Here is a 25,820-nt window from a genome sequence, read left to right on the forward strand (position 1 = left end):
AACAAGCGGAATAACAGCTATCTTCAGTTAATAATCAAGGTTTACACCATAAAGATATGACAAAACAAGAATTCATTGGCCTTTACCTCTCCGATGCAGAAGAGGCAGGCCGCATCTACCACATCTACCCCGTTGTTATCCTGGCACAGGCAGCCATCGAGTCCGGCTGGGGAGAGAGCAGGCTGGCCAAAGAGCATCATAATCTGTTCGGCATCACCGGCTATGGTCGGAGTAACGAATACTGGCACGGCTGCAAAGTGGAGCTGAGCGAAGGCGGACTCTGTTTCCGCAAATACCGCACGGCCCGCGAAAGCATTTTCGACTTCGCCCGCCTGATCCGCACCGCCTACCCTACGGCTGCCAACGTCAGCCGGAAACCTGCCTCCTATGCCTCCGAAATTGCCTACAGCCGCTATATCAGCGAGGTGAACGGCGATAACCGGGTGGCCTACCGCCGGCTGTTGTTCAGCATCACCATCAGCCTGCAACGTCTTATCGAAGTAAATAATTATAAACGTATTAATCTATCGGAAGCCTTATGTCAACACTAAAAGTTATTTTCGATTTCATCCTTTCCGTCGTGAAGGTATTCTTTCCCGGAAAGAACAACGGGAGGCACAGCCATCCGGATCACCCCGTTCCTGAGTGTCATTGCCCTGATCGCCCTGCTCCTGAGGGAGACGGAAGTAGCCCTGGCAGCAGTGGGAGCCATCCTGTCGATAGCGAAACCGCCGAAACGGAAGACGCCCCCGAACCCGACCAACCAATAGCCGCCGACCGATCCGGCAGGCTGATGGGACAGGCACTGATCCTCGTAGCTATTGCCGGCTATCTATATAAGATGGTACATTATTGAGGATGGAACGAACGGAAGCGATCACTTCCCCGAGCCGCGCCTCCCATTCATCGGCCGGCAGGGTAACGGCGTTTTTCTCGATCGTCCGCAACGTCTCGACCAATGAAGTGGCGCCAAGCATGGTGAACAAAGGGATCATCTTATGGGATATTTTAGCCGATTGTTCACGGTTGCCCTCCTGCAAAGCTGCTTCCAGCAGCGCATTGCTCTTGCCCGTTTCCTCGACAAAGGTGTTCAGGATCGATGCGGAGGCTTCCTTATCTTCACCGGCAAATGCGGTCAGCGAGTCGAAATTGAATTCCGCCGTTACTTCGATCTCCGTCGAAAGCAGCTTATTCAGCAAAGTGATCAGCTGGCGGGCCGTAAACGGCTTGTTCAGGAAACCGGTAAAGCCGGACTCCAGGTAATGGGTATGCTCATTCTCCACACTGGCGGAGAGGGCGATCACCGGAATCGTATCCGTTCCCGGCATATAAGAAGAACGTATGCGGGAAAGCAGCTCGAAGCCGTCCATGCCGGGCATCTGTATATCCGTGATAACAGCATCGAAGGTATTTTTCTCCAACAGACCGAGAACGGAGAACGGGTCGGTACAGCAAAGCACCTCGACATGGTTCTGCCGCAAGTATTCTTCGGTAAGGGCCAGTTGCAACGGATCGTCGTCCACCAGCAGGCAATACACGTCGCGTCCCGAAAACACAGGGGGAAGAGACTCCGCCACCACTTCTTCTTTTTCCGCCACAGGGAGAACCTGCACGTCCGCCACCGTTACAGGAAGCTCGATCGTGAAATCACATCCTTTTCCGACGACGCTCTTCAGAGAAAGGGAACCACCCATCAGCACTGTCATCTTGCGGGTGATGGATAATCCGAGTCCGAAGCCCTCCGCCTTTTCACTGACCGAAAGGCGGGTAAACTCTCCGAAAATACGTTCCTGTTCTGCCTCCGGAATACCGGGGCCCGAGTCGCTTACAATGACATTCAGCTGCGCACTATTGTCTGCCCCGGGACGAACGGAAACGACCATCACCACCCTTCCTTCGGGGGTAAACTTGATGGCATTCGACAACAGGTTACCTACCACCTGGCGGATACGGATCGGGTCGCCGACATACAATTTATCAACGCTATCCCCCTTCAGATTGAGGACAAACTCCAACGATTTCGATTCGGCAATCGGACGGAAGCTGGTATAAATCTCATTAAACAACGTAGACACGCTGAACGGCACCCGCTGTATCTCTATCTGCCCGGATTCAAGGCGATGGAAATCCAACAGGTCGTTGACCAGCGAAAGGATATGGCCGGCCGAACCGGACATGTTTTCCAGATAATATTGCTGCCTTTCGTCGGGATGTCTCCGCATCAGCAGGTCTATATACCCGATGATGGACGAGAGCGGGGCACGGATATCGTGGCTGATCGTCAGCATCATCTTCTCCCGGCTATGAAGCAGGTCTTCGGCATATTGCTTGGCTTTCTCCAGCTGGATACGGTAATATTTACTTTTGGAAATATCGCGGGTGATCATAAAAATAAAGACGATCAGCACAACGACCGCGACAATGGCAATGCCGGCAATCGATCGGGATGTCTCCCGCAACAGCTCCTGTTTGCTCTGCATACGTTCGATCGAGGCGTTCACCTCCTCCTCTTCTATATCACGCAGAATCTGGTTGATCTTACTGGTCACCACACTGTTATTATAGCGCAGGTTGGCCGCCCGGTCGAGCAGCTGTTCCACCAGCAACTTACGCTGTCCGGCCACACTGTCCTGCAGGCTTTTCAGCACACTGACGATAGTATCGGAAGGGTTGTAGGCCGTCACCAACGTATCGGTCACGACCTGGCGGGTGGTATTGACAATGATACTGGTATCTGCCTTGCCCGGCGAAAAAGCATCGGCCAGGCGGCGGAAGAATCCCTTGGGCCTTTTAGGAGAAAAAACAGTGTCTTGCTTGACAACGACATGCTCTTTGATCTCTTTCTGTTCGATGATCGTATCTTGTTCGGCTATGACCTTTTCTATATTGACCGTATACAGGTGCTCCACATTGGTCTCTTTCCAGGTTTCGAGCAGGCGTTTCGTATTCAAGCGTTTCCGCCTGAGCAGCATATCGATCGTATCGATCTTCAGCAGCTGGACGGAGTCGGTGATAAGCACCCGCAGGGAATCCATGTTGCGATGTGCCTTGTTCAGCGTCCTGTTAAAATGGTTCACGTCGTTCTGGGGCATACCGACAAGCTGTCCCATCGCCTCGCTTTCGTAAAGGAGCGATAAGGTATTCGTTACAAGATAGACTTTCTGGCGGGCTTTGTTGTCCGGTTCCTCTTCGCCTGCCACCTGCTCTATGATCTGGTAGATGTAGACAACCGAGCATACTGCTATTGCAACCAACAGCAAATATCCCATAATTACCTTGAGGGTGATATGTCCACTTTGTTCAGCCATAAAACAAAGATAAAAGTTTGTTGCGGAATATCAATCTTTATCGTACACAATACCCCATTTATCGAGCATGACGAAGTCGGCTTTCTTCAGTCCGATCTTCCAGAAAGGAACAGGGTCGTCATGATCTCCAAGGTACATACGGTCGCGAACGGTAAAAGCGGAGTTCGACACGGCCAGTGTCGAATCGGCTACCGGAGTATGTACTCCGGCAATATCGAGCACGGTATGGAACACGCTGTTCGTGCTGACCGGCAAGGTACTGTGAGCAATCGCTGTCTGGTATTTCTCCGGATAGGCTTCACGATAGGCTTCCGAGAACCAGATGATATACGGTATATGCAGCTGATAATAGGTCGGGATCGGAGACGCATGCAGATAACGGGCACGGCTGTCGTCGAAAATATCTTCGCCGTGATCGCTCAGGTAAAGCATCGACACGCAGGCGTTCGTCCTGGCCAGCATATCGGCGATCTCTCCCAGCACGTAATCGGTATAATGGATCGAATTATCGTATGCGTTGCGCAACTGCGTCTTATAAGAAGCACGGATACCTTCCGCCTTGTCGGGCGTGTGGAAGGCAAACTCTTTCGGGTAACGTTCGTGATAGTTGAAATGCGATCCGTACGTATGGATCACAAAGAAAAGGTTTCCGTCCGTCTTATCCAGTTCCTTTTGCAGGTAAGGGAGCAATGCCCCGTCATGCAAAGAGGTCAGATAAGCGGAACCTGTTTTGAACTGGCTCATGTCGATAAAGGTATCGGCCTCCCGGTAAAAAGCACCGATCATCGAGGTATTGAGGTTCTGATTAGCGATCACAACCGTATGGAAACCGGCTTCCTTAAAAGCCGTCACGATACTTTTCTCATCGTAGATAACCCCGTAGTCTTCCGCACTGGCGGCAGACAGGATGATAGGGACGCTCTTATGGGTATTGTTCGACTGGGTGACTACATCCGTGAAATGCACCAAGCCGTCGAGCTTCTCCATACGGGGAGTCGTTTCCCGCTCGTAACCATACAGGCTCCATTCCATAGCGCGCGAAGTCTCGCCCACTACCAGCACATAGATCTCACGCTTGCCTTCGGCCTGTACAGGTTTCGTGGCATTGAAGGTAAAATCGGATGAAGTGATATGGTAATTGCTGTTCTTCTCCGCTTTATTGATCGCAAAGTAAAGGTTGTAAAGAGCATTTGCAGGATAGAAATCATCCTTCAATGATACATTATGTCCCTGTATCGGAGCCAGCAGGCAAAGAATGATCCCGACCACAAAAACACCCAGGCTTCTGATAGCCCATTTCCTGCGGAACGGGTTGTCCAGCTTCTCCTTCATCCGGATAGACCAGGCGGCCAGCAGCAACGTAGGCAGGGTATACAGGAAAAAGACACCGATAATGACCAGGAAGATATTTCCCAGCAGCTCGCTGGCTTCGGAGGCTGTCGAGCTGGTCAGGTTCAGGAACATATCTACTGCAATAACCGATTCGCCGAAAAGGTGAAGGAGGACAAGCTGTCCGCCGTCCAGAATCACTTTAGGCAACAGGCACCATACGACAATCCCGGGTTTACGCGCCAGCAAAAGCAAAGCAACCCAGAAAGCATAGGGTAATATTAAAGAGGCAATTCCTACCGTAATAGGCAAAGGCTCCGTGAAAAGAAACACACAATTAGGAATGATAAACAACAGCGCAAACAGAAACAGTAAATGCTTCTGAGAAGTAAACCAATCCCTCAACTTAATAAAATAACTCATCGATGTAGTGTATATACCTGAAAAAACAACTATTCTTTTATTCGCCGCCCGGATTAATCACCGGGCGAACGGCAAAAGTAGGTGTTATTCAGCACATAGTCATACAAACCTGATACAAAAAAAGTTATTTCATTGATATTAAAATAGTATTTTAATAAAGTTACACGTCAAGATTAGCAAAAGATGTGCTAATTTATCACCGTACAGTCACTTCATCCAGGAAGAACCAGGCCAGATAACCGACGCCGTAATGCCAGGACGGACAGATTTTTACTCCTTCTATCTCTACCTTTATATAACGGGCAGATACAGGTGAAGGTTTCTCGCATTTCACGCCGACAAATTTCACCTGCACGGAACGGTCTTCCGGTAAACTCTTTTCACCGAACGGTTGCCAGGTATCGTTGTCGGAAGAGACTGAATAAGTCACTTTCTTAGGTAACAATATCCATTGGCCTAGCTGATGGAGGAAATCACTCTCGATCGAAGTGAACGGGATTTCTTTACCCAGATCCAGAACAAATGCTCCGTCGATGCCTTCCCAGCCGACCCAGCTTTCCACAAAAGTGGTTCCGCCGAACAGTTCGTCAGTCAGGGCAGTTTCCCCCAATGCCTTATACTTTCCGGTCGGCTCCTGCAACCAGATCACCTTGGCTCCTTTTGCCAGGTTAGCGGCTTTGCCGGGCAAATACCGTTCGGCATACAGTTTACAATATTCGCCGGGAGGGTTGTTGCGCTCATTGAGAGTAGGGATTCCATACTCACGGGTACGTTCGTCGAACAGGGCCAGTTGTTTTTTTACCTCGTTCAGATCGTGATTGCCTTCTGCGCGGGCAATCTCCAGATCGGCATATTGAAGCGGAAGACGAGCCAGGCGTACACGTTTCAGCAGAGTAGGATCAGCCACAACAGCCTCTTCAGCCTGGTCGAAAAGCATATTATAACGCTTACGGCAGTTGGTGTTGAGCATTCCATCTTTGTGTGACACAGGCGAGTCGTATATCCAGAGACGCTGCTTACTGGCCAGCAATCCTCCTTCCAGCAGTTTCTCATATTGATAAATATAGGGAGAAGCCGCCCCATAATAACCATCCATAAACGCATGCATCAGTGAGTCGGCATTCTGGTAAGGATTCCACATCAGCTTGCTGACCATATAGGCTCGCATTTCCGGGAAATCGCCGCCTTTGGAACCTCCGATCTGCGAGAAATGCATCGTGGCATGATGTTCCTTAAAGAGCTGGATATTCTTTTGAAGGATCGGGAAGTTGGGGAACGGGGAAATATAGTTGTCGAAGTTGATGCCGTAGTCCCACACAAATATATTATTGCTGATAGCCGACCAGCCTTCCATCGCTTTCATGAAATCCTGTCCGGAAGCATTGTCCGTCAAAGGGACTTCGCGGTCGCAATCGATATCGCAAAGCATAATATTGACATTCGGCAACGGCTTCACATGCTTGGGCGGATGCATCGTATACAGATAGGCCAACGTAGAGAACTCCTTATCCGGGAAACGTTCGGCCAGCTTGTTCAGGAAATGGATCAGACTGCCGGTAGGGCCTCCCTCCTGCTCGTCGAGTGCCTTACATTCCGGGCAGCTACAGTTCGTATGGTTACCGTCGTTCTGGCTGACGGAGATCATGTTCTTACCGGGGTTAGCCTTGAAGATAGAGTCGATCTTCTGTGCCACCAGTTCGAAAAGCTCCGGATTAGTCAGACACCACTGGCTGGCTTTTCCGGGACGGCGTTCGCCATTGATAAAGGAATAATATTCCGGATGAGCGGCACCATATACGTCGGAAGGCAGAATACGGTCGAAAGTATGTACCCACATGCCGCCGGCAAAAACTTCAGACGGTTCTTCAAAACGGAACCATTGTTTATAAACCGGATCTTCACGCATGGCATAACACTGGCTCTGGCGGTAACGGAAAGCCGGGTTCTCCGCCCGGTTCAGCTCCGGGATCACTACCGTCGGGCGCTCTGTCAGCGTGTAGGCATTCGCCCCGTAATAAGAAACACCCAGATAGTCTTCCAACAGAGTGACTACGCCATAAATATTGCCTTTATCCCCTCCGCTGCTGATATACACGATGCCATTGTCTGTTTGCAGGCGGAATCCGTCCTCCGTCAGGCCAGACACGTCTTTCTTACCGATCACGATGTCTCCTTTACGGGGAGTCTTATCGGTCAGCACCGGCAACGTGGCACTGCTTATCCGTTTTAAAAAGTCCTGGAGAAGAAGGGCCGCCTGGTTATCCACCTCCACACCTTTTTCCACCAGAATACGGGAGACCGGCTTGCTGTCTTTTACCACTGTCACCTGCGCATCGAGGCAAGGGGCAACCAGTAAAAGGGATAAAGTACATAGATTTAAGATTCTCATAATTGAATTTGTTTAGAAGTTAAGTGAAGTATATTATATGTGTAATCCGAAAGAGCTTATAGTTTCTGAATGATACCTATAAACTCCTCGTTCGTGATATCGAACTCCGGCTCCTTATAATTGACATAATTTTCGAAATAGTCGCTGGCAATGTCGGCTACGATTTCTTTCCCGTCCAGCCCGTAGGAAGTGATTAACGCTTCCAGTCTGCTTTTTACCTGGCGGATCACCTGCAGGCGGTCTTCATACCGCTCCGGCTTTTCCTGGTCTGTTATATGTTCGTTGCGGATAATAAGATATACAACGGTATAAAACTTGTCCATATCACCGAACACCGGTACGAATAATGCTTTTTTATCTTCCGGCAGCGCGGCCAGAAACTCCTGTATCTTTGTCATTTGATCTTTTTTTATTGATAGAATCTATGACAAAGATAAAAAATATTATTACAGCCCCGCGCCATTGTATAAAGGAAACTGTTAACTTTACGGCATTGGAACAAATATGTTTTACATAACATAATTTAAAAACTCAACGATTATGCTTAAGAGAGAAAAAAGTATTGAACTGCTAAACAAAGCAGTAGCCGATGAAATGACAGCTGTTAACCAGTACATGTATTTCCATTTCCGCCTGGATGATATGGGATACGACCTGTTGTCAAGCCTTTTCAAACGTACAGCCATCACTGAAATGATGCATGTGGAACGCCTTGCAGAACGTATCCTGTTCCTGAAGGGTGAAGTAGAAATGAAATGTTCAGCCCCCGTAGAAAAGATTCACGACGTAAAAGCGATGCTTGAAAAAGCAGCTCAGATGGAAACCGGCAGTGTAGACGATTATAACGCATGGGCAAATGAATGTGCCCAACATGCCGACTCTGCCACCAAAAAAGTTTTCGAAGGTCTGGTTATTGAAGAAGAAGGCCATCTGGATCAGTTCGAAACAGAAATTGAAAACATGGAAAACTTCGGAGCGAATTATCTGGCCCTGCAATCTATCGAACGCAGCAAGATCATTTCTGCCGGCGGAACTCCTGCAGAATAATGACTAAAAAATAAAAAGAGACTCTGCAAAGGGTCTCTTTTATTTTTATACAACCAGCGCCTTTATAAAGCAATAAACAAAATATCCGCAAAGCGACATCTTCGCTACCACACTAAGCAGAAATCCTATAAATGCGCCTATCCCGGCTTTGAAAGCATCGAATGACTTTTTTCCTCCCAGCAGTTCGCCGATCACCGCTCCGGCAAACGGGCCGAACAGGATTCCCCAGGGCGGAAAGAGAAAGATCCCGACAACCGTACCGAGCACGCATCCCCAGTTACCCCATTTACTACCGCCACCGTATTTAGTGCCTAATACCGGAGTAACATAATCCAATATCTGCACGACGACAACCAAAAGCCCCCACACAACCAGTTGTGTAGCCGAAAACTGTACCTTATCGGTAAAATGAAGCAAAAGAAGCCCCAGATAAGATAAAGGAGGCCCCGGTAAAACCGGCAGGAAACATCCGGCAAAACCAACCAACAGGCAAATAGCCCCGACAATGATCAGGAAGATATCCATTCACTTAAATTTATATCGTTAGAATCCGGTCAAAGATATGAAAAGTATTTTGTTGTGAGGATTATTCGCACGATATTTGTAGCCCGATACATAATGAATACAGATGATGACAAATGATATAGACAATCCCGGACAGGAATACATTAATATAGAAGGTGCCCATGAGAATAACCTGAAATTTGTTTCACTGAATATCCCCAAGAAACAGATCAGTATTTTCACCGGTGTCTCCGGCTCCGGTAAATCGTCGCTTGTACTCGACACGATTGCTGCGAAATCACGGCGGGAACTGAATGAGACTTTCCCGAGTTTCGTCCAGCAATATCTGCCCAAATACGGGCGTCCGCATGTAGACAGGATAGAAAACCTACCGGTCGCTATCGTGATCGACCAACGGAAACCGGCACCGAACGCACGCTCCACCGTCGGAACTTATACGGATATCTATTCTTTATTAAGATTGTTGTTCTCACGTGTCGGAAAACCTTTTATCGGGTATTCGGATACTTTCTCCTTCAATCATCCGCAGGGAAGATGTACCCGGTGTGACGGGCTGGGCGAAATCAGGGAACTGGATATACATAAGCTTGTCGATTTCAATAAATCGCTGAACGAAGACGGAGTGATCAATTACGTGGCATTCAAACCCGGTGAGTGGCGTTGGATACGCTATGCCAACACGGGACTGTTCGATCTCGATAAGAAAATAAAGGATTATTCGCCGGAAGAGCTGGAGCTGTTCCTCTATTCCCCGAGCATCAAACTAAAGAACCCGCCGGCAAACTGGCCCAAGACGGCAAAGTATGAAGGGCTCGTTGTCCGCATGTACCGGAGTATCATCAATTCGGAAGAAGGGAAAGTTCATCAGAAACTGCTGGAGCCGATGCTGACAACAGGCGTATGCCCGGATTGCGGTGGCACGCGTCTCAACCAGACCGTACTGTCCTGCCGTATCAACGGAAAGAATATTGCGGAAGTTACCGGGCTGGCCATTCCTGATATCATCAGCTGGCTGAACAGCATAAGGGAGCCTATTGCCTATGACATTAAGCAGTCTATCGGCGGACGGCTGTCGGCACTACTGGAAATCGGACTGGGTTACTTGACACTCGACCGCAGTATGGGTACGCTTTCGGGCGGCGAAGCACAACGATGCAAGATCGCCAAATACATCAACTCGTCGCTCTGTGACATGCTTTATATCCTCGACGAGCCCAGCGTCGGACTGCATAGCCACGATATTCACCTGCTGAAAGCTTCTGTCCGCAAGTTGCGCGACCACGGCAATACCGTCCTGCTGGTCGAACACCATAAAGAAATGATACAGATTGCCGACCATATCGTCGATATGGGCCCGGGTTCCGGAATGGACGGTGGCAATATATTGTACGAAGGCAGTTATGAGGGCTTGCTGAAAAGCGGCACACAGACCGGAAAGATGATTGCGGAAAAAGTACCGTTAAAACAACATCTCCGTACGCCATCCGGCTGGTTCACGCTCGAACATGCTTCCGAACATAACCTGCAAGACTTGACCGTCGAACTGCCGATGGGGGTGCTTACCGTTATTGCCGGAGTTGCCGGATCAGGTAAAAGCTCCCTGATGGAATGTTTTCGCAAAGCCTGTCCGGAAGAAGTGATCTATATCAGCCAGAAGAATATCGGTATCAGCCTGCGATCTACCCCGGCCACTTATCTGGGTGTGGCAGACGATATCCGGAAGGTGTTTGCACAAAAGAGCGGTGCCGGATCGGGCATGTTCTCATTCAATGGAAAAGGCGGCTGCCCTGTCTGTGGCGGCAAAGGGGTGATCGTATCGGATATGGCTTTTATGGATGCCATAGAAACGGTTTGCGAAGCGTGCGGCGGATTACGCTACTCGCCAGAAGCGCTGCAATATGAGGTAGACGGCATCAATATTGCCGAAGCAATGGATCTGACGGTACGCAAGGCTTCCCTCCGCTTTGCCGGGACAATCATCGAACAGAAACTGTTGCCGCTCATGCAGGTGGGATTAGGTTACCTCCACCTCAACCAGTCGCTTTCTACTTTATCGGGCGGCGAACTACAACGGGTAAAGCTGGCTTCCCACCTCGACGACCGGGGTAAAATATACATACTGGACGAACCGACAGACGGCCTGCACGTAAAAGACATCCGCCATATCATCGAACTGTTCGACTCGATGGTAGATCAAGGCAACACAGTCTTCCTGGTAGAGCACAACCTGGATGTACTGAAGGCTGCCGATTACGTGATCGAGCTCGGCCCCGGAGGCGGACAAATGGGAGGTAAACTGATTTTCAGCGGCACGCCCCGAAAGATGCTCACCCATCCGACATCCGTCACAGCCAACTATCTGAAGGCGGAATTGCCGGATAAGTAGTAAATCTTAATCAAGATTTAATCCGGAATCCTGCTTTTTCCCGGCAATAATTTAATATCTTTGATGCCACATAAAAATAAAAGTTGGAGATGATACAAAAAGAATTGACCGGCGATCTGCAATTGAAATGGGGTCGTATGCAACAGGCAATGCAAAAGATAAATGCGGATGCATGCCTGCTAAGTGTAGATGTAAACCTGTATTATACAACCGGACGTGTGTATAGCGGATATTTTTATCTGCCCGCAGAAGGCACGCCCTGGTTCTTCGTAAAACGTCCCAACGGATTAAGTAACGACCAGATCGAATATATACGCAAACCGGAACAAATAGCTGAAATATTCGCTGCCCGCGGAATAAAGATGCCGGAAAAGCTGCTTCTGGAAGCCGACGAACTGACTTACAACGATTATATCCGCCTGCAATCGATCTTCAATCCCAAAGAAACCGGCAATGCAACTACATTGATGCGGACTTTGCGAGAGATCAAGACACCCTGGGAAATTGCACAGTTCCGTATCTCGGCTGAAAAACATGCCAAGACATATTCTGAGGTTCCGGAATGTTTCCGTCCGGGAATGACCGACCTCGAATTTCAGTACGAAATAGAAAAGCGTATGCGCCAGAATGGTTCCATCGGATTGTTCCGTGCGTTCGGTGCTAATATGGATATCTTTATGGGAAGTATCCTGGCCGGTGAAAACGCCGAAGCTCCCTCTCCTTTCGACTTCGCCCTGGGTGGCGGTGGCATGGATGCCTCCTGCCCGCTCGGAGCCAACGGTACTGTATTGAAAGAAGGTACGGCTATCATGGTCGACATGGCGGGGAACTATACCTCTTATATGACGGATATGACCCGCGTATTCTCCGTCGGTAAACTGACCGAAGAAGCCTACCGCGCCCATCAGGTCGCCCTGACAATACAGAACGAGGTCGAGAACGCAGCCCGTCCGGGTGTCGTTTGTTCGGAACTATATACTATCGCTGCCGGCATTGCCGAAAAAGAAGGTCTGGCAGCCAACTTTATGGGAACCAAGCAGCAAGCCAAATTCGTAGGACACGGTATCGGCATTCAGATCAACGAACTGCCCGTCCTGACCCCGCACTCGAAAGAGGAGTTGCAACCGAATATGGTATTTGCCCTCGAACCTAAGTTCGTCATTCCGGGTGTGGGAGCCGTCGGTATTGAAAACAGTTTCCTGGTGACGGAAACAGGACTGGAAAAGCTGACGCTTTGTAAAGAAGAAATCATTCAATTACATTAATAAATAAACAATAAAAGCACATGAAAAAGACGATTACTTTTCTGCTTCTACTGGCCATTCTCTTTGTGCCGGCAAAAGCTGCGGATGTAGAAAATGTAAAACCGGTCAAGAATGTTATTCTTCTGATACCGGACGGAACTTCACTGGCTACCGTTTCTATGGCACGCTGGTTGCAATGGTACACAAACCCCGACAAACCGAACCTGAATCTGGATCCGTATCTGTGTGGAACTGTCCGCACGCACTCGTCCAATGCCCCGATCGGCGACTCTGCCCCGACCACTTCCTGCTATATGACAGGTTATCCGAGCCGTACAGGTTATGTTTCCACTTATCCTGAAAACGACGGTGACAACGATATTTACCCGACTGATCCGGCACGTGCCTTCCAACCGTTGACAACTGTTCTGGAAGCGGCCAAAATGACACAGGGCAAATCGACCGGACTTGTCTTCACCTGCGAATTTCCGCATGCGACACCGGCAGACTGCTCGGCTCACAGCTACAACCGTGGTAAATATGAATGGATCGCTCCCCAGATGGCTCACAACGACCTGAACGTAGTGATCGGTGGTGGCGTCTCTCTGCTTCCGGAAGAAAGCGAAGCCTATCTGAAAGGAAACGGCTACGGTGTCTTCAAAAACGATATCAACGGTATGCGCAATTACAGCGGCAACAATATGTGGGCCTTGTTCGCTGATCGTGAAATGGCTTACGACATCGACCGCGACCCGGCAGAACAGCCGTCGCTCGAAGAAATGACACGCATCGCAATTGAGAAACTGTCAAAGAATCCCGAAGGTTTCTTCCTGATGGTAGAAGGTAGCAAAGTAGACTGGGCTGCACATGCAAACGACCCTGTCGGTATGGCTACGGATATGCTGGCTTACGACCGTGCCTGTGGTGCCGCATTGAAATTTGCACGCCAGAACGGTGAGACAGCCGTTATCATGGTTCCCGACCACGGAAACAGTGGTATCAGCATCGGTCGCGCAGACTGCAAAGGTTATGATAAGTTGACAAAAGACCAGTTATTCCACCAGTTCTCCCAGTACAAACTGACAGCAGAAGGTTTCGCTAAAAAAGTGAACAGCGAACCTAATTCAGAGGTACAGAATATCTTCCGTGAATATGCCGGTTTTGAACTGAGCCCGGAAGAACTGGATGCACTGAACCATTGTAAAGACTATAAGAACAGCCCGATCCCGGAAAGCGAACGTACAACTGAAGGTAAAGACTCATTGTACAGCGGCTCACTGACTTCTTTCATGTCAAAACTGCTGACTTCTAAAACCTGCTTCGGCTTTACAACAGGCGGACATACCGGCGAAGATGTATTCCTGGCCGCTTACCATCCGGATAAGGCAAGCCTGCCGATCGGTATGCATACCAACATCGAACTGAATGCTTATCTATGCGCCCTGTTCGGCATGGATCGCGACAAGCTGGACGAACTGACAGCTGAAAACTTCGCTCCCCACACAGAAGTATTCGAAGACTACAAATGTGAAATCATTCCGGCCAAAGACGAAAAAGGTTCTCCCTCGCTGGTGGTGAAGAATAAAAAGAAACAAATCAACATTACACCGTTCAGTAATATCGTAACAATCGGCAAGAAAGGCCAGGAAGAAATCCGGCTGAATTCAGTCGTTGTTTACGTAGATAAGAACAATACATTCTACCTCCCGGAAAAGCTGGCAGAATATCTTAAATAAAAACGAAGCGGAGACCATTCAGTCTCCGCTTTTTTTATACTTTTGCATAAAAGACAGATTATACAAAAAATGAAAAGTAAAAGTTTAGTTTCTATCGATCAATGTTCCAAAGAGGACATTCTTCGTATTCTGGATAACGCCAGGAAGTTTGAGGAGAATCCGAACCGAAAGCTGCTGGAAGGCAAAGTGGCCGCCACCTTGTTTTTTGAACCTTCTACCCGCACGCGATTAAGCTTTGAAACGGCTGTTAACCGACTGGGCGGACGAGTTGTCGGATTTCAGGATGCTTCGACAACCAGCTCTTCCAAAGGGGAAACGCTGAAAGATACGATCCTGATGGTAAGCAACTATGTGGATCTTATCATCATGAGACATCACCTGGAAGGAGCCGCCCGTTATGCTTCGGAAGTAACGGATGTGCCTATCATCAATGCAGGTGACGGGGCAAACCAGCATCCCTCGCAGACTATGCTGGATCTTTATTCGATCCAAAAGACACAGGGAAAGCTGACCGACCTCAACATCACAATGGTCGGTGACCTTAAATACGGCCGCACCGTACACTCGCTGATCGTCGGCATGTCGCACTTCAACCCTACTTTTCATTTCGTAGCTCCGGACGAACTTCGCATGCCGGACGAATATAAAAACTTCTGCGACGAGCACGGCATCAAATACTACGAGCACACGACTTTCGATGAAGACGTGATCAACCAGTCCGATATCCTTTACATGACACGCGTACAGCGCGAACGCTTTACCGACCTGGAAGAATACGAACGGGTTAAGAACGTGTATATCCTGCGCAACAAGATGCTGGAAAACAGTCGTGAGAACCTTCGCATACTTCATCCCCTGCCCCGCGTAAACGAGATCGCTTATGATGTAGACGATAATCCGAAGGCCTACTATATCCAGCAGGCACGCAACGGACTGTTTGCCCGCCAGGCTATTATTTGTGAAGTTTTAGGTATCAATATTTAATTCTGATAATCGTTATGTCAGCAGAAAAGAAAAGAGAATTGCAGGTAGCCGCTTTAGAGAACGGAACTGCTATCGACCATATCCCCCCCAGCCAATTGTTTAAAGTAGCCAAGTTGTTGGGACTGGAACACATGGATAATACAATTACCATCGGAAATAATTTCCACAGCAACAAGATGGGTTGCAAGGGTGTTATCAAGATCTCCAACAAATTCTTCGAGGAAGACGAGATCAACCGTATAGCCCTGATCGCGCCCAAAGTGATCCTGAACATTATCCGCGATTACGAGGTTGTAGAGAAAAAAACGGTTACTTTGCCAGATGAACTCGTTGCCCTGGTAAAATGCAATAATCCGAAATGTATCACCAACAACGAGCCGATGCCGACACGTTTTGAAGTGATCGACAAGGAAAAGGGAACGATCCGGTGCCGTTATTGCGAACGTAAGATCAACAAGGAAGACATTATCATTAAATAAATTATATGAAGCATGACTGGAAGCCCGGTACCATGATCTATCCATTACCGGCTGTAATGGTTAGTTGTGGCAGCGAACCTTCAGAATATAATATTATAACAGTGGCGTGGGTCGGTACGATTTGTACCAATCCACCCATGTGTTATATATCCGTACGTCCCGAACGCCATTCGTATCCTGTTCTGAAAAAGAACATGGAGTTCGTCATTAACCTGACTACACGCGAACTGGCTTATGCCACCGACTGGTGTGGTGTGAATTCGGGAAAAGATCATCACAAATTTGAAGAAATGGGATTGACTCCGGGCAAAGCGACCTTGGTCAATTGCCCCACGATAGAGGAAGCTCCTCTTTGTATCGAATGCCGGGTGAAGGAAGTGGTTGCACTGGGCAGTCACGATATGTTTATCGCCGACGTACTGAATGTGCAGGCCGACGACAAATATCTGGATCCGGATACAGGTGCTTTCGATATGCAACGTGCGGATCTGCTGGCTTATTCGCATGGGAAATATTACGGACTGGGAGACTTCGTCGGCAAGTTCGGCTGGTCGGTAAAAAAGAAAAAATAAAGAGTATGAAAAAGAGCCTCCTTCTATTGTTTATGTTTTCCCTCGGAATCTCTGTCCAGGCACAGAAATTCATATCTATCGAGGATAAGGCATTTAATTTCGGAGCCAAAGTCGGCTTCAACTCCACATTCCCGATCGTGAACTCACTTCGGATCGATGATGTTGAAGCTGAAAACATCCGTCTGCAATATAAGGTAGGTTATCAGGCTTCCGTGTTCTGCCGGATCAATATCGACCGTTTCTTTATTCAACCCGACCTGTCCTGGTATCGCACTGAAGGCGATATCCTTTTCTCATTACCGGAGACAGAAAATGCAGGTGCCTTGACAAGCCAAAGTTCAGCGAGAGACCAACTCAAGCTCAGGTCTTCTTCCCTGGAACTTCCTGTTATGATCGGTTATTATCTGGTGAAGGAAGGGCCGTACGCCCTCAGCATGATGGTGGGGCCTAAGTTCAGGTATAATTACAAGCTGCGTTATACCACTCATTTCTCGGAAGTCACCAACGAATATATTAACGATAATACCCCGTTCGGGATAGGGATTGCAACCGGGCTGGGCGTTAGCATCTGGCGTCTGTTCTTTGAGTTTACTTACGAGTTCGGGCTCAACCAGATCGAGTCTGACTTCAAAGACAAATCATCACAGTTGCCTGTCGAACGAAATATTTCGCTCGACAAGCGTACCAATATGATGAGTTTCTCGCTGGGATTTCTCTTCTGATCTTTTATTTCCCGCATATATCCTTAAAAGGACACCAGGCACAGGCCTTTTCCGTCGGAGTCTGGATAAACGGCTTTTCACGTCCGAATATTTCATCCAGGCAACCCCGCAACCCTTCTTCAAAGGCGGCCGAATATTCGGCAAAGTCTGTCACCCGTTCCGACCGATTCCTTTCTATGCGACGACTTACGGCGGCTTCGAACGAGTCGGAGAAAAGCGTACGCATATAATAAATACCCGGTTGGAGCACCTTGCCTGCCGGCACTTCACCGACCATCCATGAATACATAAATACCTGCATCACGGCTTTGGCACGGTCTTTTTCCTCCATATCGAACAGGCTTTCCACAGTTGTAAAGGTGGACGTTCCACTACCGCTCTTATAGTCGATGATGCGAATGGTATCACGCACTTCATCGATCCGGTCGATAAAACCTTTCAGCTGGATCTCCGACCGGTCGGTCAACGTAAAGAGACGGTTTATCTTTCTCTCTGACTCGATATATTTGAACGGGGTCAGCTTGCTGTCGCGCTCCAGTATCTTTTCTACGTATTTACGGATCATCTCGCCGATCAGGAAGTTCTGTCCGGTCAGCGGACGTACCACGTCTGTCTTGAAAAAGACTTCGGCAAAGGCACGTGCAATGGCACCGGTCAGCACCGGAGTATCTTTTTTGATCGCTTTCAGTAAATCGGCTGTCACCATTTTTCCGCAAAGAGGCTTGTAGAGTTCCTCCATTACTTTGTGAAGGATGCTACCGAAAACGTTGCTCTCGATCGTTTCGCTTACCTCCTCTTCTTCGCGGATGCCTTCCACTACCGAGAAGTAGAATTTAAGCGGACAGTCCAGATACGTATTAACGGCACTGGCCGAGATAGCTCGCACACCGCCTTTCCGGAAAGCCGCCAGACGTTCCATCACCTCATCTGTTTTCTGAACCTGCAAGGCGGGAGTCTTAGCGGACGATACGTTGTAAACGACCAGTTTGTTATGCATCGGCTGTTCATAATGATAATGCAGCTGATGGACGAAACGGCTTACTTCGCCTGTCTGCAATCCGTTGCTACGGGTATCATACAGCAGGCTCACATGGCTTGCCCGGTAGACCAGGCGGTAGAAGTGGTAAGCCCATACGCTATCCTGATGCTCGTAAGTGGGCAACCCGAAACCACGGCGCAGATTATAAGGGATAAAGGAATTAGCCGCTTTCCGCAATGGGAAGATTCCTTCATTCATGGAAAGAATGATCAGGCGGTCGAAGTCGAGCGCACGGGTTTCCAATACTCCCATGATCTGCAGGCCGGAAAGAGGCTCTCCACGGAAAGGGATCGTGATGGTATCCGTCACACGCTTCAGCAGGCGGAAATAAGTATCGATCTTCATGTCAATCCCGCTGTCCTGCATGATCTCTTTCATACGGTTTACGGTGGTGAAATAATGGAAGATGAATTCCTGTTCGAGATCGTTGGTGCGCTGGGTGGCGTCTTCTTCCTCTTCCGAGGATAAAGAATACATGACCTTGTTGAGTTCCTGCAATACGTTAATCAGGTAATCGGAGAAAGTATCCACATCCGTCACCGGGGTAAAGAGGACGGACAGAAGCGGTGTCTTTCCCAGATCGGCGGTAGTGATATATATCTTGTTATTTTCGGCAATATCCCTTATAAGGGAAGTAACGATCTCCGGATTGGTCGTGCTGATATACCGGTGATTAAGTATAGGCAACACATCACGGAAATAGAATACCGGTTGGCGGTCTACATAACGTACGTTCTTTTGCAGCGCCAGAATATATTCCATCAGGGAAGCCACAGGCGTACCGGCCAGCGGATAACCCATCGTCACATTGATACGGCGGATCTGTTCGGGAATAGCGTTGAGCACAGGGATAAGCAGATGTTCATCGGGCAGGATCACCGCCGTGCGCAAGGCCTCTTCCGGGCTCATTTCATCTTCCTTGCAGAGTTCGTTTAATAAGGTATAGACTTGTTTGGCCTGTCCGATGCCGGAAGGGATGCCGATCACTTCGATATTCGTATTCACCTCCTCTTCTTTGGGAAGCAGGTATTTCGAAGGGAAGTTCTTCAGGTTGCGCTCTACGAAATAAGAGGCTTTGTTATTGGGATCGGTCACCTTCGCGGATGCATAATCCCAGTAGAAGTCGGCGATCTCACGCTTTTGCAGTTGCAGCAGGAAACGTTCTTCCGCAACGGAAAGGGCGTTCAGTCCGACAAAGACCACCTGTGTATAAGGCAGGTCGCAACAGTCGTTATGTTCCATCCGTTCGACCACTTCGCGGAAGATCATGCCTTCATAGCCTTTACCTTCGGCGGCGAGTGCACTTTTCAGGTCGTTATACAAGTTGTACAGGATTTTCCATACGGCAAGAAACTCTTCCTGGTTGGGCGTATCCCCTTTAGGATAGAAGGAAGACCAGAACGTGCGGATGGCGGCAATCTGATCTTCATCCAGGAAGCTGAAATCATTCTCTATCTCCCGCAGATCGGTCACATTCGTAAAGAGCATGCGGGCATCGGCCATATACTTATCTACGTCGTCGAAATCGTTGAGGAGCATTTCGCCCCAGTACAGGAACTCGTCGAATGTCTCCGTCGATCCGCTGTGCTGCACGTATATATCGTATAGCGTGAACAGCATGTTGATACGGTCGGCCGTCTGCTTGCCACTCAACTGCACGAACAGGTCGTTGATGGTCAGGATAGTTGGCGAGAAAAGCGGCTTCTCGGCTACCTCCGAAAGATACTTCTGAAAGAAAAGACCTGTTCGACGGTTGGGGAACACAAAAGCCAGCTTGCTGACTTCCGCGCCGTATTGCTGATAGAATATAGAGGCTATCTGATATAAGAATGGTTTCATTGCTTTGTTTCTGTTATTGATTTATTATTAGAGGATGCAGGGAACGGTGAAACGGAGTCGGCAACCCCATTTAGTTTCCTGCCTAGGAAACTTTTGTTTCATCAGGGAGAAACTTTAGTTTCGTCCGGAAGAAACTAAGATAATTCGTAATCACATTTTTAATATCCTCTCGATCCTCTCCTGCTCGTCTGCCGTGAAATTTGTATTGCGCAACGCTTTCAGATTGTCAAGCAGTTGCTCAACCGAGCTGGCACCAATCAACACGCTGGTTACGCGGTCGTCTTTCAATAGCCAGGCCAATGCCATTTCTGCAAGGGTCTGGTTGCGCTGGGCGGCCAATTCATTCAACAGACGGATCTTGTTTATCTTATCTTCCGTCACCTGTTCCCGTTGCAGATGGCCAGTCGACCGGGCGGCTCTTGAATTTTCAGGTATACCGTGCAGATATTTATTGGTGAGCATTCCCTGTGCCAGAGGAGAGAAAGCGATCATTCCGATACCTTCTTCTTTCAACAAGGGAAGCAGGTCGGGTTCCGTCCAACGGTCGAACATGGAATAGCGTGCCTGGTGGATCAGACAAGGTACGCGGTGCTCTTTCAGTACGGCCAGCGCTTTCGCTGTCTGCTCCGCGTTATAGTTTGAAATGCCGACATACAGGGCTTTTCCCTGACGGACAATATCAGCCAGTGCACCCATCGTTTCTTCTATGGGAGTTTCGGGGTCGGGACGGTGCGAATAGAAAATATCCACATAGTCGAGTCCCATACGTTTCAGGCTCTGGTCGAGACTTGCCATCAGGTATTTGCGGCTTCCCCAGTTTCCATAAGGGCCGGGCCACATGTCGTAACCGGCCTTGGTGGAGATAAGCAGCTCGTCGCGATACACGCCGAGACCTTTCTTCAATATCCTTCCGAAGTTCTCTTCCGCCGATCCGTAGACCGGGCCATAATTGTTGGCGAGATCGAAATGGGTGATCCCGTTATCGAATGCGGTATAAGCAATCTTACTGAAGTTGCTGAACACATCCACACTTCCGAAATTATGCCATAACCCCAGCGAAACAGCCGGCAGCAGTATCCCGCTTCGGCCGCAACGACGATACATCATGCTGGCGTATCTCTCTTCATTTGCCTTGTATATACTTTCCATGATTTATTGTATTTCTTGCAAATGTAGATAAAATCACCATAAAATAATCATTTTCTGCGTCTCAGTTGCCTCTTTCGAATTATTGGTACTGATAGCGGCACGGTAGAGATAAACACCGGGGCGCACATGTGAGCCTGCGTTATTCCGCAAGTCCCAGTCGATCACATAGTCTTTGAACAGTTCGGACGATCCTGTTTCCTCATGCTTCCAATGCAGACGCCCCGTAATGTCGTAGACCAGGATACCGACTTTCATCTGGGTCTCCGGACGATTATGCCAGAGACGGAACTTCACGTTACCTTTAGCCGGAGTCGGCGTAGCAATAAGACGGGAGATGAAGGGTTTGAGGCCTTCGACGACTTCAAATTGGAAGGTGCAGGTCGTAGGATTATTCATGATATCCCAGACTTTGAACTCGGCATCGTGCAAACCCGGTTCCAGTGCCGGGATAGCGAACTTCACAATGCCTTCGCCTTCCGAGTCGGGAATAAATTCGTAATAAGAATTTAATGTATAGTTCGTTACCGGATTGTTATCGATATTCAACGTGATGTCATGTCCGATACTGCTGCCTGTCACATTGATTCCGCTTTTATCCCAAAGTCTGGCATAGAAATAAGGCGTATTGTTCACTTTATCTCCACTCACAAAAGTAGAATCATTCAGGAATAACGACCGTATTTCCGGGCCTTCCGAATCGTTATCCGGATCATCCTTTGTCCCGTTTGCTAAAAACTTATTGAAATATCCTTGCGCGTCCTCGCCTGCTGTTTTATCAAAAGCATACAAGCTCATTTTACCACAAGTACTATCAGAATAGGAAATATCCTTCGGTACTTTAAAGGTAAACTTAAACTTACCGTCTTTCACAGAACCACCGCCTTCAAAAACGGTATTGAAGTAATCATGATAATAGATCTTATTTTTATAGGGATTATTACCCAATGTGGAATCTCTTCGGTAACCATCCAATATCTTAGTACGCAATTCTCCATTAAAGTCAGAGACAAGGCTTCCTTTTGTATCCAGGATATCTCCTTCCACCGTTATCCAAGCGTTTGCATTAAAAACAACCGTATCTTTTCCTACCGGTGAACCGTTAATAGTTGTAACCTGAACGCGGTGTTTCGGATAGGACAATCGTAATGCAGGGTCACCGATCAGACAGAAGCCTAGTTTACGTTTATCTGTTTTTTCACCTAATTTAGTTTGCTTCATAACTTCACCTAATGTAAGATACAAATCATTTTCCTTTTTGAATAATAGATTCATAAACTGGCGGTTCATCCGCTCATTAATATCCACAAAAGCCACACGGGAAGTCGTAAACAATGCTATCCCCCCACTTTTATCCCTTAAAAACACATCCTCACCAGCTGATGTAGCAACAGCATCAAAGCGGCAAAAATCGCAAGTTGCAGTTATCCACAAGGGTAAGTGTTTGTAAGTATATTTCAAAATATCATTGTGTTTTATCACCTGCTCATCACTCAAATTCTCTGTGTTTCCATGTCCTACATAATTTAGAAGGAACATACCGTTTTTCAATTTCTCTACAATTCTCTCCTCCACTTCCGGATATTTACCGGCGCCGCCTAAGTCCTTTTTGAAAGCATCAAAATAGATTTTATTAGCGATATATTCAGGAGACTCAATCTCCCTCGTAAGTGCTAAATTTTCAGCATCTATCTGGTGCTCCACCTTAAAACTATCCGCATTGTTGCCATCATCAGCAATAAAGCACAGATTATTCTTCCAAATACCTAAATCCGAGTTATTCATATAAGAGATTACCTTATCAACAACCTCCGTTGCCTGCTTCCGAGTACGGACAGGAAAACGTCCAACGGCAATATCCAACGTAGCCATTGATATATCCTTTCCAGAATCTTTCAGAAAACCAAAATAATCATCTACCGTATAGGAATACATATCTAATGATTCAGTAGTCTGATAAGTTAACAGCATATTGTTCTTTTCATTATCTCCTACTTTTTTCCAATCGTTTGTTACAAACCGGTTATCAAATGCACCGTCTCCAAAAAGCAGAAGATATTTAGGAGCTTTAGCATCCTCTTTCCCTCTATCATAAAACATTTTCATCAATCGTCGGTAAGCTGTAGCATCCGGCGTTCCACTTGAAAACTCATTATAAATCTCTTCCGGAGTAAACACCTCAGTAACTAGATCATCCTTCTCCTCATGGGCTTTCTTCAAACGCTCTGCTTCGCTTTTAAATGCAGAAGGAGAAATTATAACCATATCAACCTGTTTAGTACTATGTAAATTCTGGTTACCAACCTGCTGTGCGTCTTTTGCAGCAATAGACGGAACAGACTTGTCTAACTGAACTACGGCAAACTCTCTCAATTGATAAGATTGTGGAGTTACAAACGAGAGTTCTGTTCCACTCAACACAGCTTCTACAACTTTCGGACTCTGTGCATCAGTAACGTCCAAAACAATTGTATTTGAAGTCGCATTCTTTATTATAAAGCAAGACTTATGATTGATCGACGACACATTGCGAAAAAAGGTTGGCTCATTGTACGTTTGAAGTGTTCTCTTCAAATGCACACGAATGTAATCTAAATAAGCAGTTGTATTATTTTTTTCAAAATAGTCTACCTTAATATTGAAAGACTTACCTTTCTCTCCTTTCCAATAACCAAAAGCCTCAGCAGACCTCGCTTTTATGTATTCATAATAATTAGCACCTGTTGATACGCCGGATACACGACCCTTCACAACATCTTCGCCATTTATCGAGAGTACAAAATCTTTAGATATATTCGTCTTAGCAATCAACCGACATTCCACCACAGCATCTTCCTGCACTATACCTTCAATATTATCAAAAGGAACAGATATCGTCGACATAAGCGACTCTCCAAAAAGTTCACGGCCTGATTTATTAAGAGATACCAAATCTTTTTCATGCAAAAGATAATCATCAAAAGTATTCAACTCTATCACTCCATCTTTCGGCTCTGATTTTACAGTCTCCATTTCTTTCACATTCTGAGAAGAGGTTAGGAAATAATACCCCAAGTCAGAATAAGGATTATTTGTATGGACAAAAGTTTGTCTTTCACGTCCATCGGAATATCTCATCGTTTTATACTCCCACTTCGTAGTCCCCCGCCCATAAAAAAGCAGGTAATCGTCTTTCCTCAACACCGGAACCGCAGGCAGGTCATCCACATAAGGCTTCGAGAAATCTTCTTCGAGCGGCCAGCCACCATAGCCATACACAGCCACTTTTGAAGGATCATCAAACCCCATCTTCTTCAATTCGAAATTTGTTAGTTTGTAGATTCCATTCTTTTCGATCGCTATTTTCACCCAATGACCGTTACTTAGTACGGAGTTTTTAGCATACCTCTCCTGAGCCCCTAACGAGAGCGACAGGCAAAAACAAAACAGAAATACGAAACAGCTTTTCGCTGACAATCTTCTTTTGTGTAGTATCATATTTTTCAACTATTCAATGATCTTTTAACGCTTTCTGTTTTGTTTTATTATAAAACAGCCGGGAAATCAAAAAAGAAGTTTACTAACTTTGCTTATACTAAGAAACGACATTAAATAATCCGAATATGAAAACATTATCAAATGACTCGCTGACGATTCAGGTCTCCCCGCAAGGTGCCGAACTAAGCAGCATCGTTGCCAACGCTACTCAAAAAGAATATCTTTGGCAAGCCGATCCGGCCTTCTGGAAACGCCATTCTCCTGTTCTATTCCCCATTGTCGGCAGTTTATGGAACAACGAATACCGCCACAACGGTATCACTTATCACCTCTCACAACACGGTTTTGCACGCGATAAAGAGTTTGAACTGATAAAGGAAACCGACACAGAACTGCGTTTCAAACTACAAGAAAGTGAAGATACGTTGAAATTATACCCTTTCCCGTTCTATCTCGAAATCGGTTACCGCCTGGCCGGCAATCAGATAGAAATCATATGGGTAGTAAAAAATACGGGTAACGAGGAATTGCATTTCCAAATCGGCGCACACCCGGCCTTCTATTATCCTGATTATGATGAAAACAGTCAAAAACGAGGTTTCTTTGCTTTCGACCGCACAGCAGGACTGACATATAAACTCATCCAGGAAAAAGGTTGTATAGGCGATACGGAATATCCTCTCCCTCTCGACGAAGAAGGATTGTTGCCACTGGATACACATACCTTCGATAAAGATGCTTTAGTGATCGAAGACAGCCAAGTAAGACGTGTAGACTTACTCAATCCGGACGGCAGCTCCTATCTCACCGTTTATTTCACCGCCCCCGTTGTCGGCCTTTGGTCGCCACCCGCTAAAAACGCACCTTTCGTATGTATAGAGCCGTGGTATGGCCGTTGCGACCGGGTAAATTACTCCGGCGAATATAAAGATAGAGACTGGATGCAGTATCTTCAACCGGGGGAAACATTCAATGCAAGTTATCTGGTAGAGATTCATAAATAAAACGGAGAAGACGAAACTATTGGACAAAAAAAGGCTATCCATCACGGACAGCCAATCTTCATTGTTAACCTTAAATCTAATACCATGAAAAACACAGTGCAAATATAGCGCTTTTATGTTATACAGCATAACATTTGCAAGAAAAATGCATACCGTTAACATTATTTATGC

19 protein-coding genes are annotated in these 25,820 nt (G+C 47.3%); 11 read left to right on the forward strand and 8 right to left on the reverse strand.

Translation table 11 applies throughout. The features are described 5' to 3' along the window. The first annotated feature begins 56 nt into the window (after positions 1-56). Positions 57-551 carry a glucosaminidase domain-containing protein gene (locus tag HMPREF1212_RS12825; protein WP_046149620.1) on the forward strand — a complete coding sequence of 165 codons (495 nt, stop codon included), beginning with the start codon at positions 57-59 and terminating at the stop codon, positions 549-551. Next, a complete protein-coding gene (locus HMPREF1212_RS12830) occupies positions 539-856 on the forward strand; it encodes a hypothetical protein (RefSeq protein WP_046149621.1) in 318 nt (105 codons plus the stop codon). The genes HMPREF1212_RS12825 and HMPREF1212_RS12830 overlap by 13 nt, the downstream gene beginning before the upstream one ends. Here the strand turns inward: HMPREF1212_RS12830 and HMPREF1212_RS12835 are convergent. The 4 genes from HMPREF1212_RS12835 to HMPREF1212_RS12850 form a co-directional block, all read right to left on the reverse strand. Then, entirely contained in the window at positions 819-3,308 is a 2,490-nt protein-coding gene (locus HMPREF1212_RS12835; protein ID WP_046149622.1) for a hybrid sensor histidine kinase/response regulator, read from the reverse strand. The two genes, HMPREF1212_RS12830 and HMPREF1212_RS12835, sit on opposite strands and share 38 nt — an antisense overlap. Positions 3,309-3,338: 30 nt before the next feature. Continuing rightward, positions 3,339-5,060 carry a phosphoethanolamine transferase gene (locus HMPREF1212_RS12840; RefSeq protein ID WP_046149623.1) on the reverse strand — a complete coding sequence of 574 codons (1,722 nt, stop codon included), beginning with the start codon at positions 5,058-5,060 and terminating at the stop codon, positions 3,339-3,341. A gap of 196 nt (positions 5,061-5,256) precedes the next feature. Continuing rightward, the gene (locus HMPREF1212_RS12845) at positions 5,257-7,449 is read right to left on the reverse strand and encodes a DUF4838 domain-containing protein (protein WP_046149624.1); all 2,193 of its coding nucleotides are present in this window, start codon (positions 7,447-7,449) and stop codon (positions 5,257-5,259) included. 56 nt (positions 7,450-7,505) lie between these two features. Further along, a complete protein-coding gene (locus tag HMPREF1212_RS12850; protein WP_046149625.1) occupies positions 7,506-7,847 on the reverse strand; it encodes a hypothetical protein in 342 nt (113 codons plus the stop codon). Between the two features lie 142 nt (positions 7,848-7,989). Between HMPREF1212_RS12850 and HMPREF1212_RS12855 the strand changes: the two genes are divergently transcribed. Next, positions 7,990-8,496, forward strand: coding sequence for a bacterioferritin (locus tag HMPREF1212_RS12855; RefSeq protein WP_046149626.1), 507 nt, complete (start codon positions 7,990-7,992; stop codon positions 8,494-8,496). A 45-nt stretch (positions 8,497-8,541) separates the two neighbouring features. Here HMPREF1212_RS12855 and HMPREF1212_RS12860 read toward each other — a convergent pair whose 3' ends face one another. Then, positions 8,542-9,021, reverse strand: coding sequence for a DUF456 domain-containing protein (locus HMPREF1212_RS12860; RefSeq protein ID WP_046149627.1), 480 nt, complete (start codon positions 9,019-9,021; stop codon positions 8,542-8,544). Positions 9,022-9,124: 103 nt separating this feature from the next. Between HMPREF1212_RS12860 and HMPREF1212_RS12865 the strand changes: the two genes are divergently transcribed. From HMPREF1212_RS12865 to HMPREF1212_RS12895, 7 genes are all read left to right on the forward strand, one after another. Then, on the forward strand, positions 9,125-11,407 hold the full coding sequence (locus tag HMPREF1212_RS12865; RefSeq protein WP_046149628.1) for an ATP-binding cassette domain-containing protein: 2,283 nt from the start codon (positions 9,125-9,127) through the stop codon (positions 11,405-11,407). Between the two features lie 89 nt (positions 11,408-11,496). Then, complete coding sequence (locus HMPREF1212_RS12870) at positions 11,497-12,672, forward strand: M24 family metallopeptidase (protein ID WP_046149629.1); 1,176 nt, start codon at positions 11,497-11,499, stop codon at positions 12,670-12,672. Positions 12,673-12,692: 20 nt separating this feature from the next. Next, positions 12,693-14,387: an alkaline phosphatase gene (locus HMPREF1212_RS12875; protein WP_046149630.1), complete on the forward strand. Its 1,695-nt coding sequence runs from the start codon at positions 12,693-12,695 to the stop codon at positions 14,385-14,387. Positions 14,388-14,456: 69 nt separating this feature from the next. Continuing rightward, complete coding sequence (gene pyrB, locus HMPREF1212_RS12880; protein ID WP_028728765.1) at positions 14,457-15,371, forward strand: aspartate carbamoyltransferase; 915 nt, start codon at positions 14,457-14,459, stop codon at positions 15,369-15,371. A gap of 14 nt (positions 15,372-15,385) precedes the next feature. Next, positions 15,386-15,850, forward strand: a complete 465-nt coding sequence (gene pyrI / locus HMPREF1212_RS12885) for an aspartate carbamoyltransferase regulatory subunit (protein ID WP_028728764.1) — start codon at positions 15,386-15,388, stop codon at positions 15,848-15,850. A gap of 5 nt (positions 15,851-15,855) precedes the next feature. Further along, positions 15,856-16,422, forward strand: coding sequence for a flavin reductase family protein (locus tag HMPREF1212_RS12890; protein ID WP_028728763.1), 567 nt, complete (start codon positions 15,856-15,858; stop codon positions 16,420-16,422). A 5-nt stretch (positions 16,423-16,427) separates the two neighbouring features. Further along, on the forward strand, positions 16,428-17,144 hold the full coding sequence (locus HMPREF1212_RS12895) for a porin family protein (RefSeq protein WP_046149631.1): 717 nt from the start codon (positions 16,428-16,430) through the stop codon (positions 17,142-17,144). Between the two features lie 4 nt (positions 17,145-17,148). On the opposite strand, the gene HMPREF1212_RS12900 is transcribed toward HMPREF1212_RS12895, so the two are convergent. The 3 genes from HMPREF1212_RS12900 to porU all read right to left on the reverse strand — a co-directional run bounded on the left by HMPREF1212_RS12900 (position 17,149) and on the right by porU (position 24,645). Continuing rightward, complete coding sequence (locus HMPREF1212_RS12900; RefSeq protein WP_046149632.1) at positions 17,149-20,022, reverse strand: PD-(D/E)XK nuclease family protein; 2,874 nt, start codon at positions 20,020-20,022, stop codon at positions 17,149-17,151. Positions 20,023-20,172: 150 nt separating this feature from the next. Beyond that, complete coding sequence (gene mgrA, locus HMPREF1212_RS12905) at positions 20,173-21,171, reverse strand: L-glyceraldehyde 3-phosphate reductase (protein ID WP_028728760.1); 999 nt, start codon at positions 21,169-21,171, stop codon at positions 20,173-20,175. 33 nt (positions 21,172-21,204) lie between these two features. Next, positions 21,205-24,645, reverse strand: a complete 3,441-nt coding sequence (gene porU / locus HMPREF1212_RS12910; RefSeq protein WP_052724989.1) for a type IX secretion system sortase PorU — start codon at positions 24,643-24,645, stop codon at positions 21,205-21,207. Between the two features lie 125 nt (positions 24,646-24,770). Here porU and HMPREF1212_RS12915 point away from each other — a divergent pair, with 125 nt between their 5' ends. Next, positions 24,771-25,649 (forward strand): aldose 1-epimerase family protein, encoded by an 879-nt coding sequence (locus HMPREF1212_RS12915; RefSeq protein WP_046149633.1) that lies wholly within the window; start codon positions 24,771-24,773, stop codon positions 25,647-25,649. Positions 25,650-25,820: the final 171 nt, after the last annotated feature.

The organism is Parabacteroides sp. HGS0025, assembly GCF_000969845.1.
GTDB lineage: Bacteria > Bacteroidota > Bacteroidia > Bacteroidales > Tannerellaceae > Parabacteroides > Parabacteroides gordonii.

What these genes read in the sequence shown, in the direction of transcription:
- HMPREF1212_RS12825 (WP_046149620.1), top strand. Translation starts at nt 57, where the DNA reads ATGACAAAACAAGAATTCATTGGCCTTTACCTCTCCGATGCAGAAGAG.
- HMPREF1212_RS12830 (WP_046149621.1), top strand. Translation starts at nt 539, where the DNA reads ATGTCAACACTAAAAGTTATTTTCGATTTCATCCTTTCCGTCGTGAAG.
- HMPREF1212_RS12835 (WP_046149622.1), bottom strand. Translation starts at nt 3,308, where the DNA reads ATGGCTGAACAAAGTGGACATATCACCCTCAAGGTAATTATGGGATAT.
- HMPREF1212_RS12840 (WP_046149623.1), bottom strand. Translation starts at nt 5,060, where the DNA reads ATGAGTTATTTTATTAAGTTGAGGGATTGGTTTACTTCTCAGAAGCAT.
- HMPREF1212_RS12845 (WP_046149624.1), bottom strand. Translation starts at nt 7,449, where the DNA reads ATGAGAATCTTAAATCTATGTACTTTATCCCTTTTACTGGTTGCCCCT.
- HMPREF1212_RS12850 (WP_046149625.1), bottom strand. Translation starts at nt 7,847, where the DNA reads ATGACAAAGATACAGGAGTTTCTGGCCGCGCTGCCGGAAGATAAAAAA.
- HMPREF1212_RS12855 (WP_046149626.1), top strand. Translation starts at nt 7,990, where the DNA reads ATGCTTAAGAGAGAAAAAAGTATTGAACTGCTAAACAAAGCAGTAGCC.
- HMPREF1212_RS12860 (WP_046149627.1), bottom strand. Translation starts at nt 9,021, where the DNA reads ATGGATATCTTCCTGATCATTGTCGGGGCTATTTGCCTGTTGGTTGGT.
- HMPREF1212_RS12865 (WP_046149628.1), top strand. Translation starts at nt 9,125, where the DNA reads ATGATGACAAATGATATAGACAATCCCGGACAGGAATACATTAATATA.
- HMPREF1212_RS12870 (WP_046149629.1), top strand. Translation starts at nt 11,497, where the DNA reads ATGATACAAAAAGAATTGACCGGCGATCTGCAATTGAAATGGGGTCGT.
- HMPREF1212_RS12875 (WP_046149630.1), top strand. Translation starts at nt 12,693, where the DNA reads ATGAAAAAGACGATTACTTTTCTGCTTCTACTGGCCATTCTCTTTGTG.
- pyrB (WP_028728765.1), top strand. Translation starts at nt 14,457, where the DNA reads ATGAAAAGTAAAAGTTTAGTTTCTATCGATCAATGTTCCAAAGAGGAC.
- pyrI (WP_028728764.1), top strand. Translation starts at nt 15,386, where the DNA reads ATGTCAGCAGAAAAGAAAAGAGAATTGCAGGTAGCCGCTTTAGAGAAC.
- HMPREF1212_RS12890 (WP_028728763.1), top strand. Translation starts at nt 15,856, where the DNA reads ATGAAGCATGACTGGAAGCCCGGTACCATGATCTATCCATTACCGGCT.
- HMPREF1212_RS12895 (WP_046149631.1), top strand. Translation starts at nt 16,428, where the DNA reads ATGAAAAAGAGCCTCCTTCTATTGTTTATGTTTTCCCTCGGAATCTCT.
- HMPREF1212_RS12900 (WP_046149632.1), bottom strand. Translation starts at nt 20,022, where the DNA reads ATGAAACCATTCTTATATCAGATAGCCTCTATATTCTATCAGCAATAC.
- mgrA (WP_028728760.1), bottom strand. Translation starts at nt 21,171, where the DNA reads ATGGAAAGTATATACAAGGCAAATGAAGAGAGATACGCCAGCATGATG.
- porU (WP_052724989.1), bottom strand. Translation starts at nt 24,645, where the DNA reads ATGATACTACACAAAAGAAGATTGTCAGCGAAAAGCTGTTTCGTATTT.
- HMPREF1212_RS12915 (WP_046149633.1), top strand. Translation starts at nt 24,771, where the DNA reads ATGAAAACATTATCAAATGACTCGCTGACGATTCAGGTCTCCCCGCAA.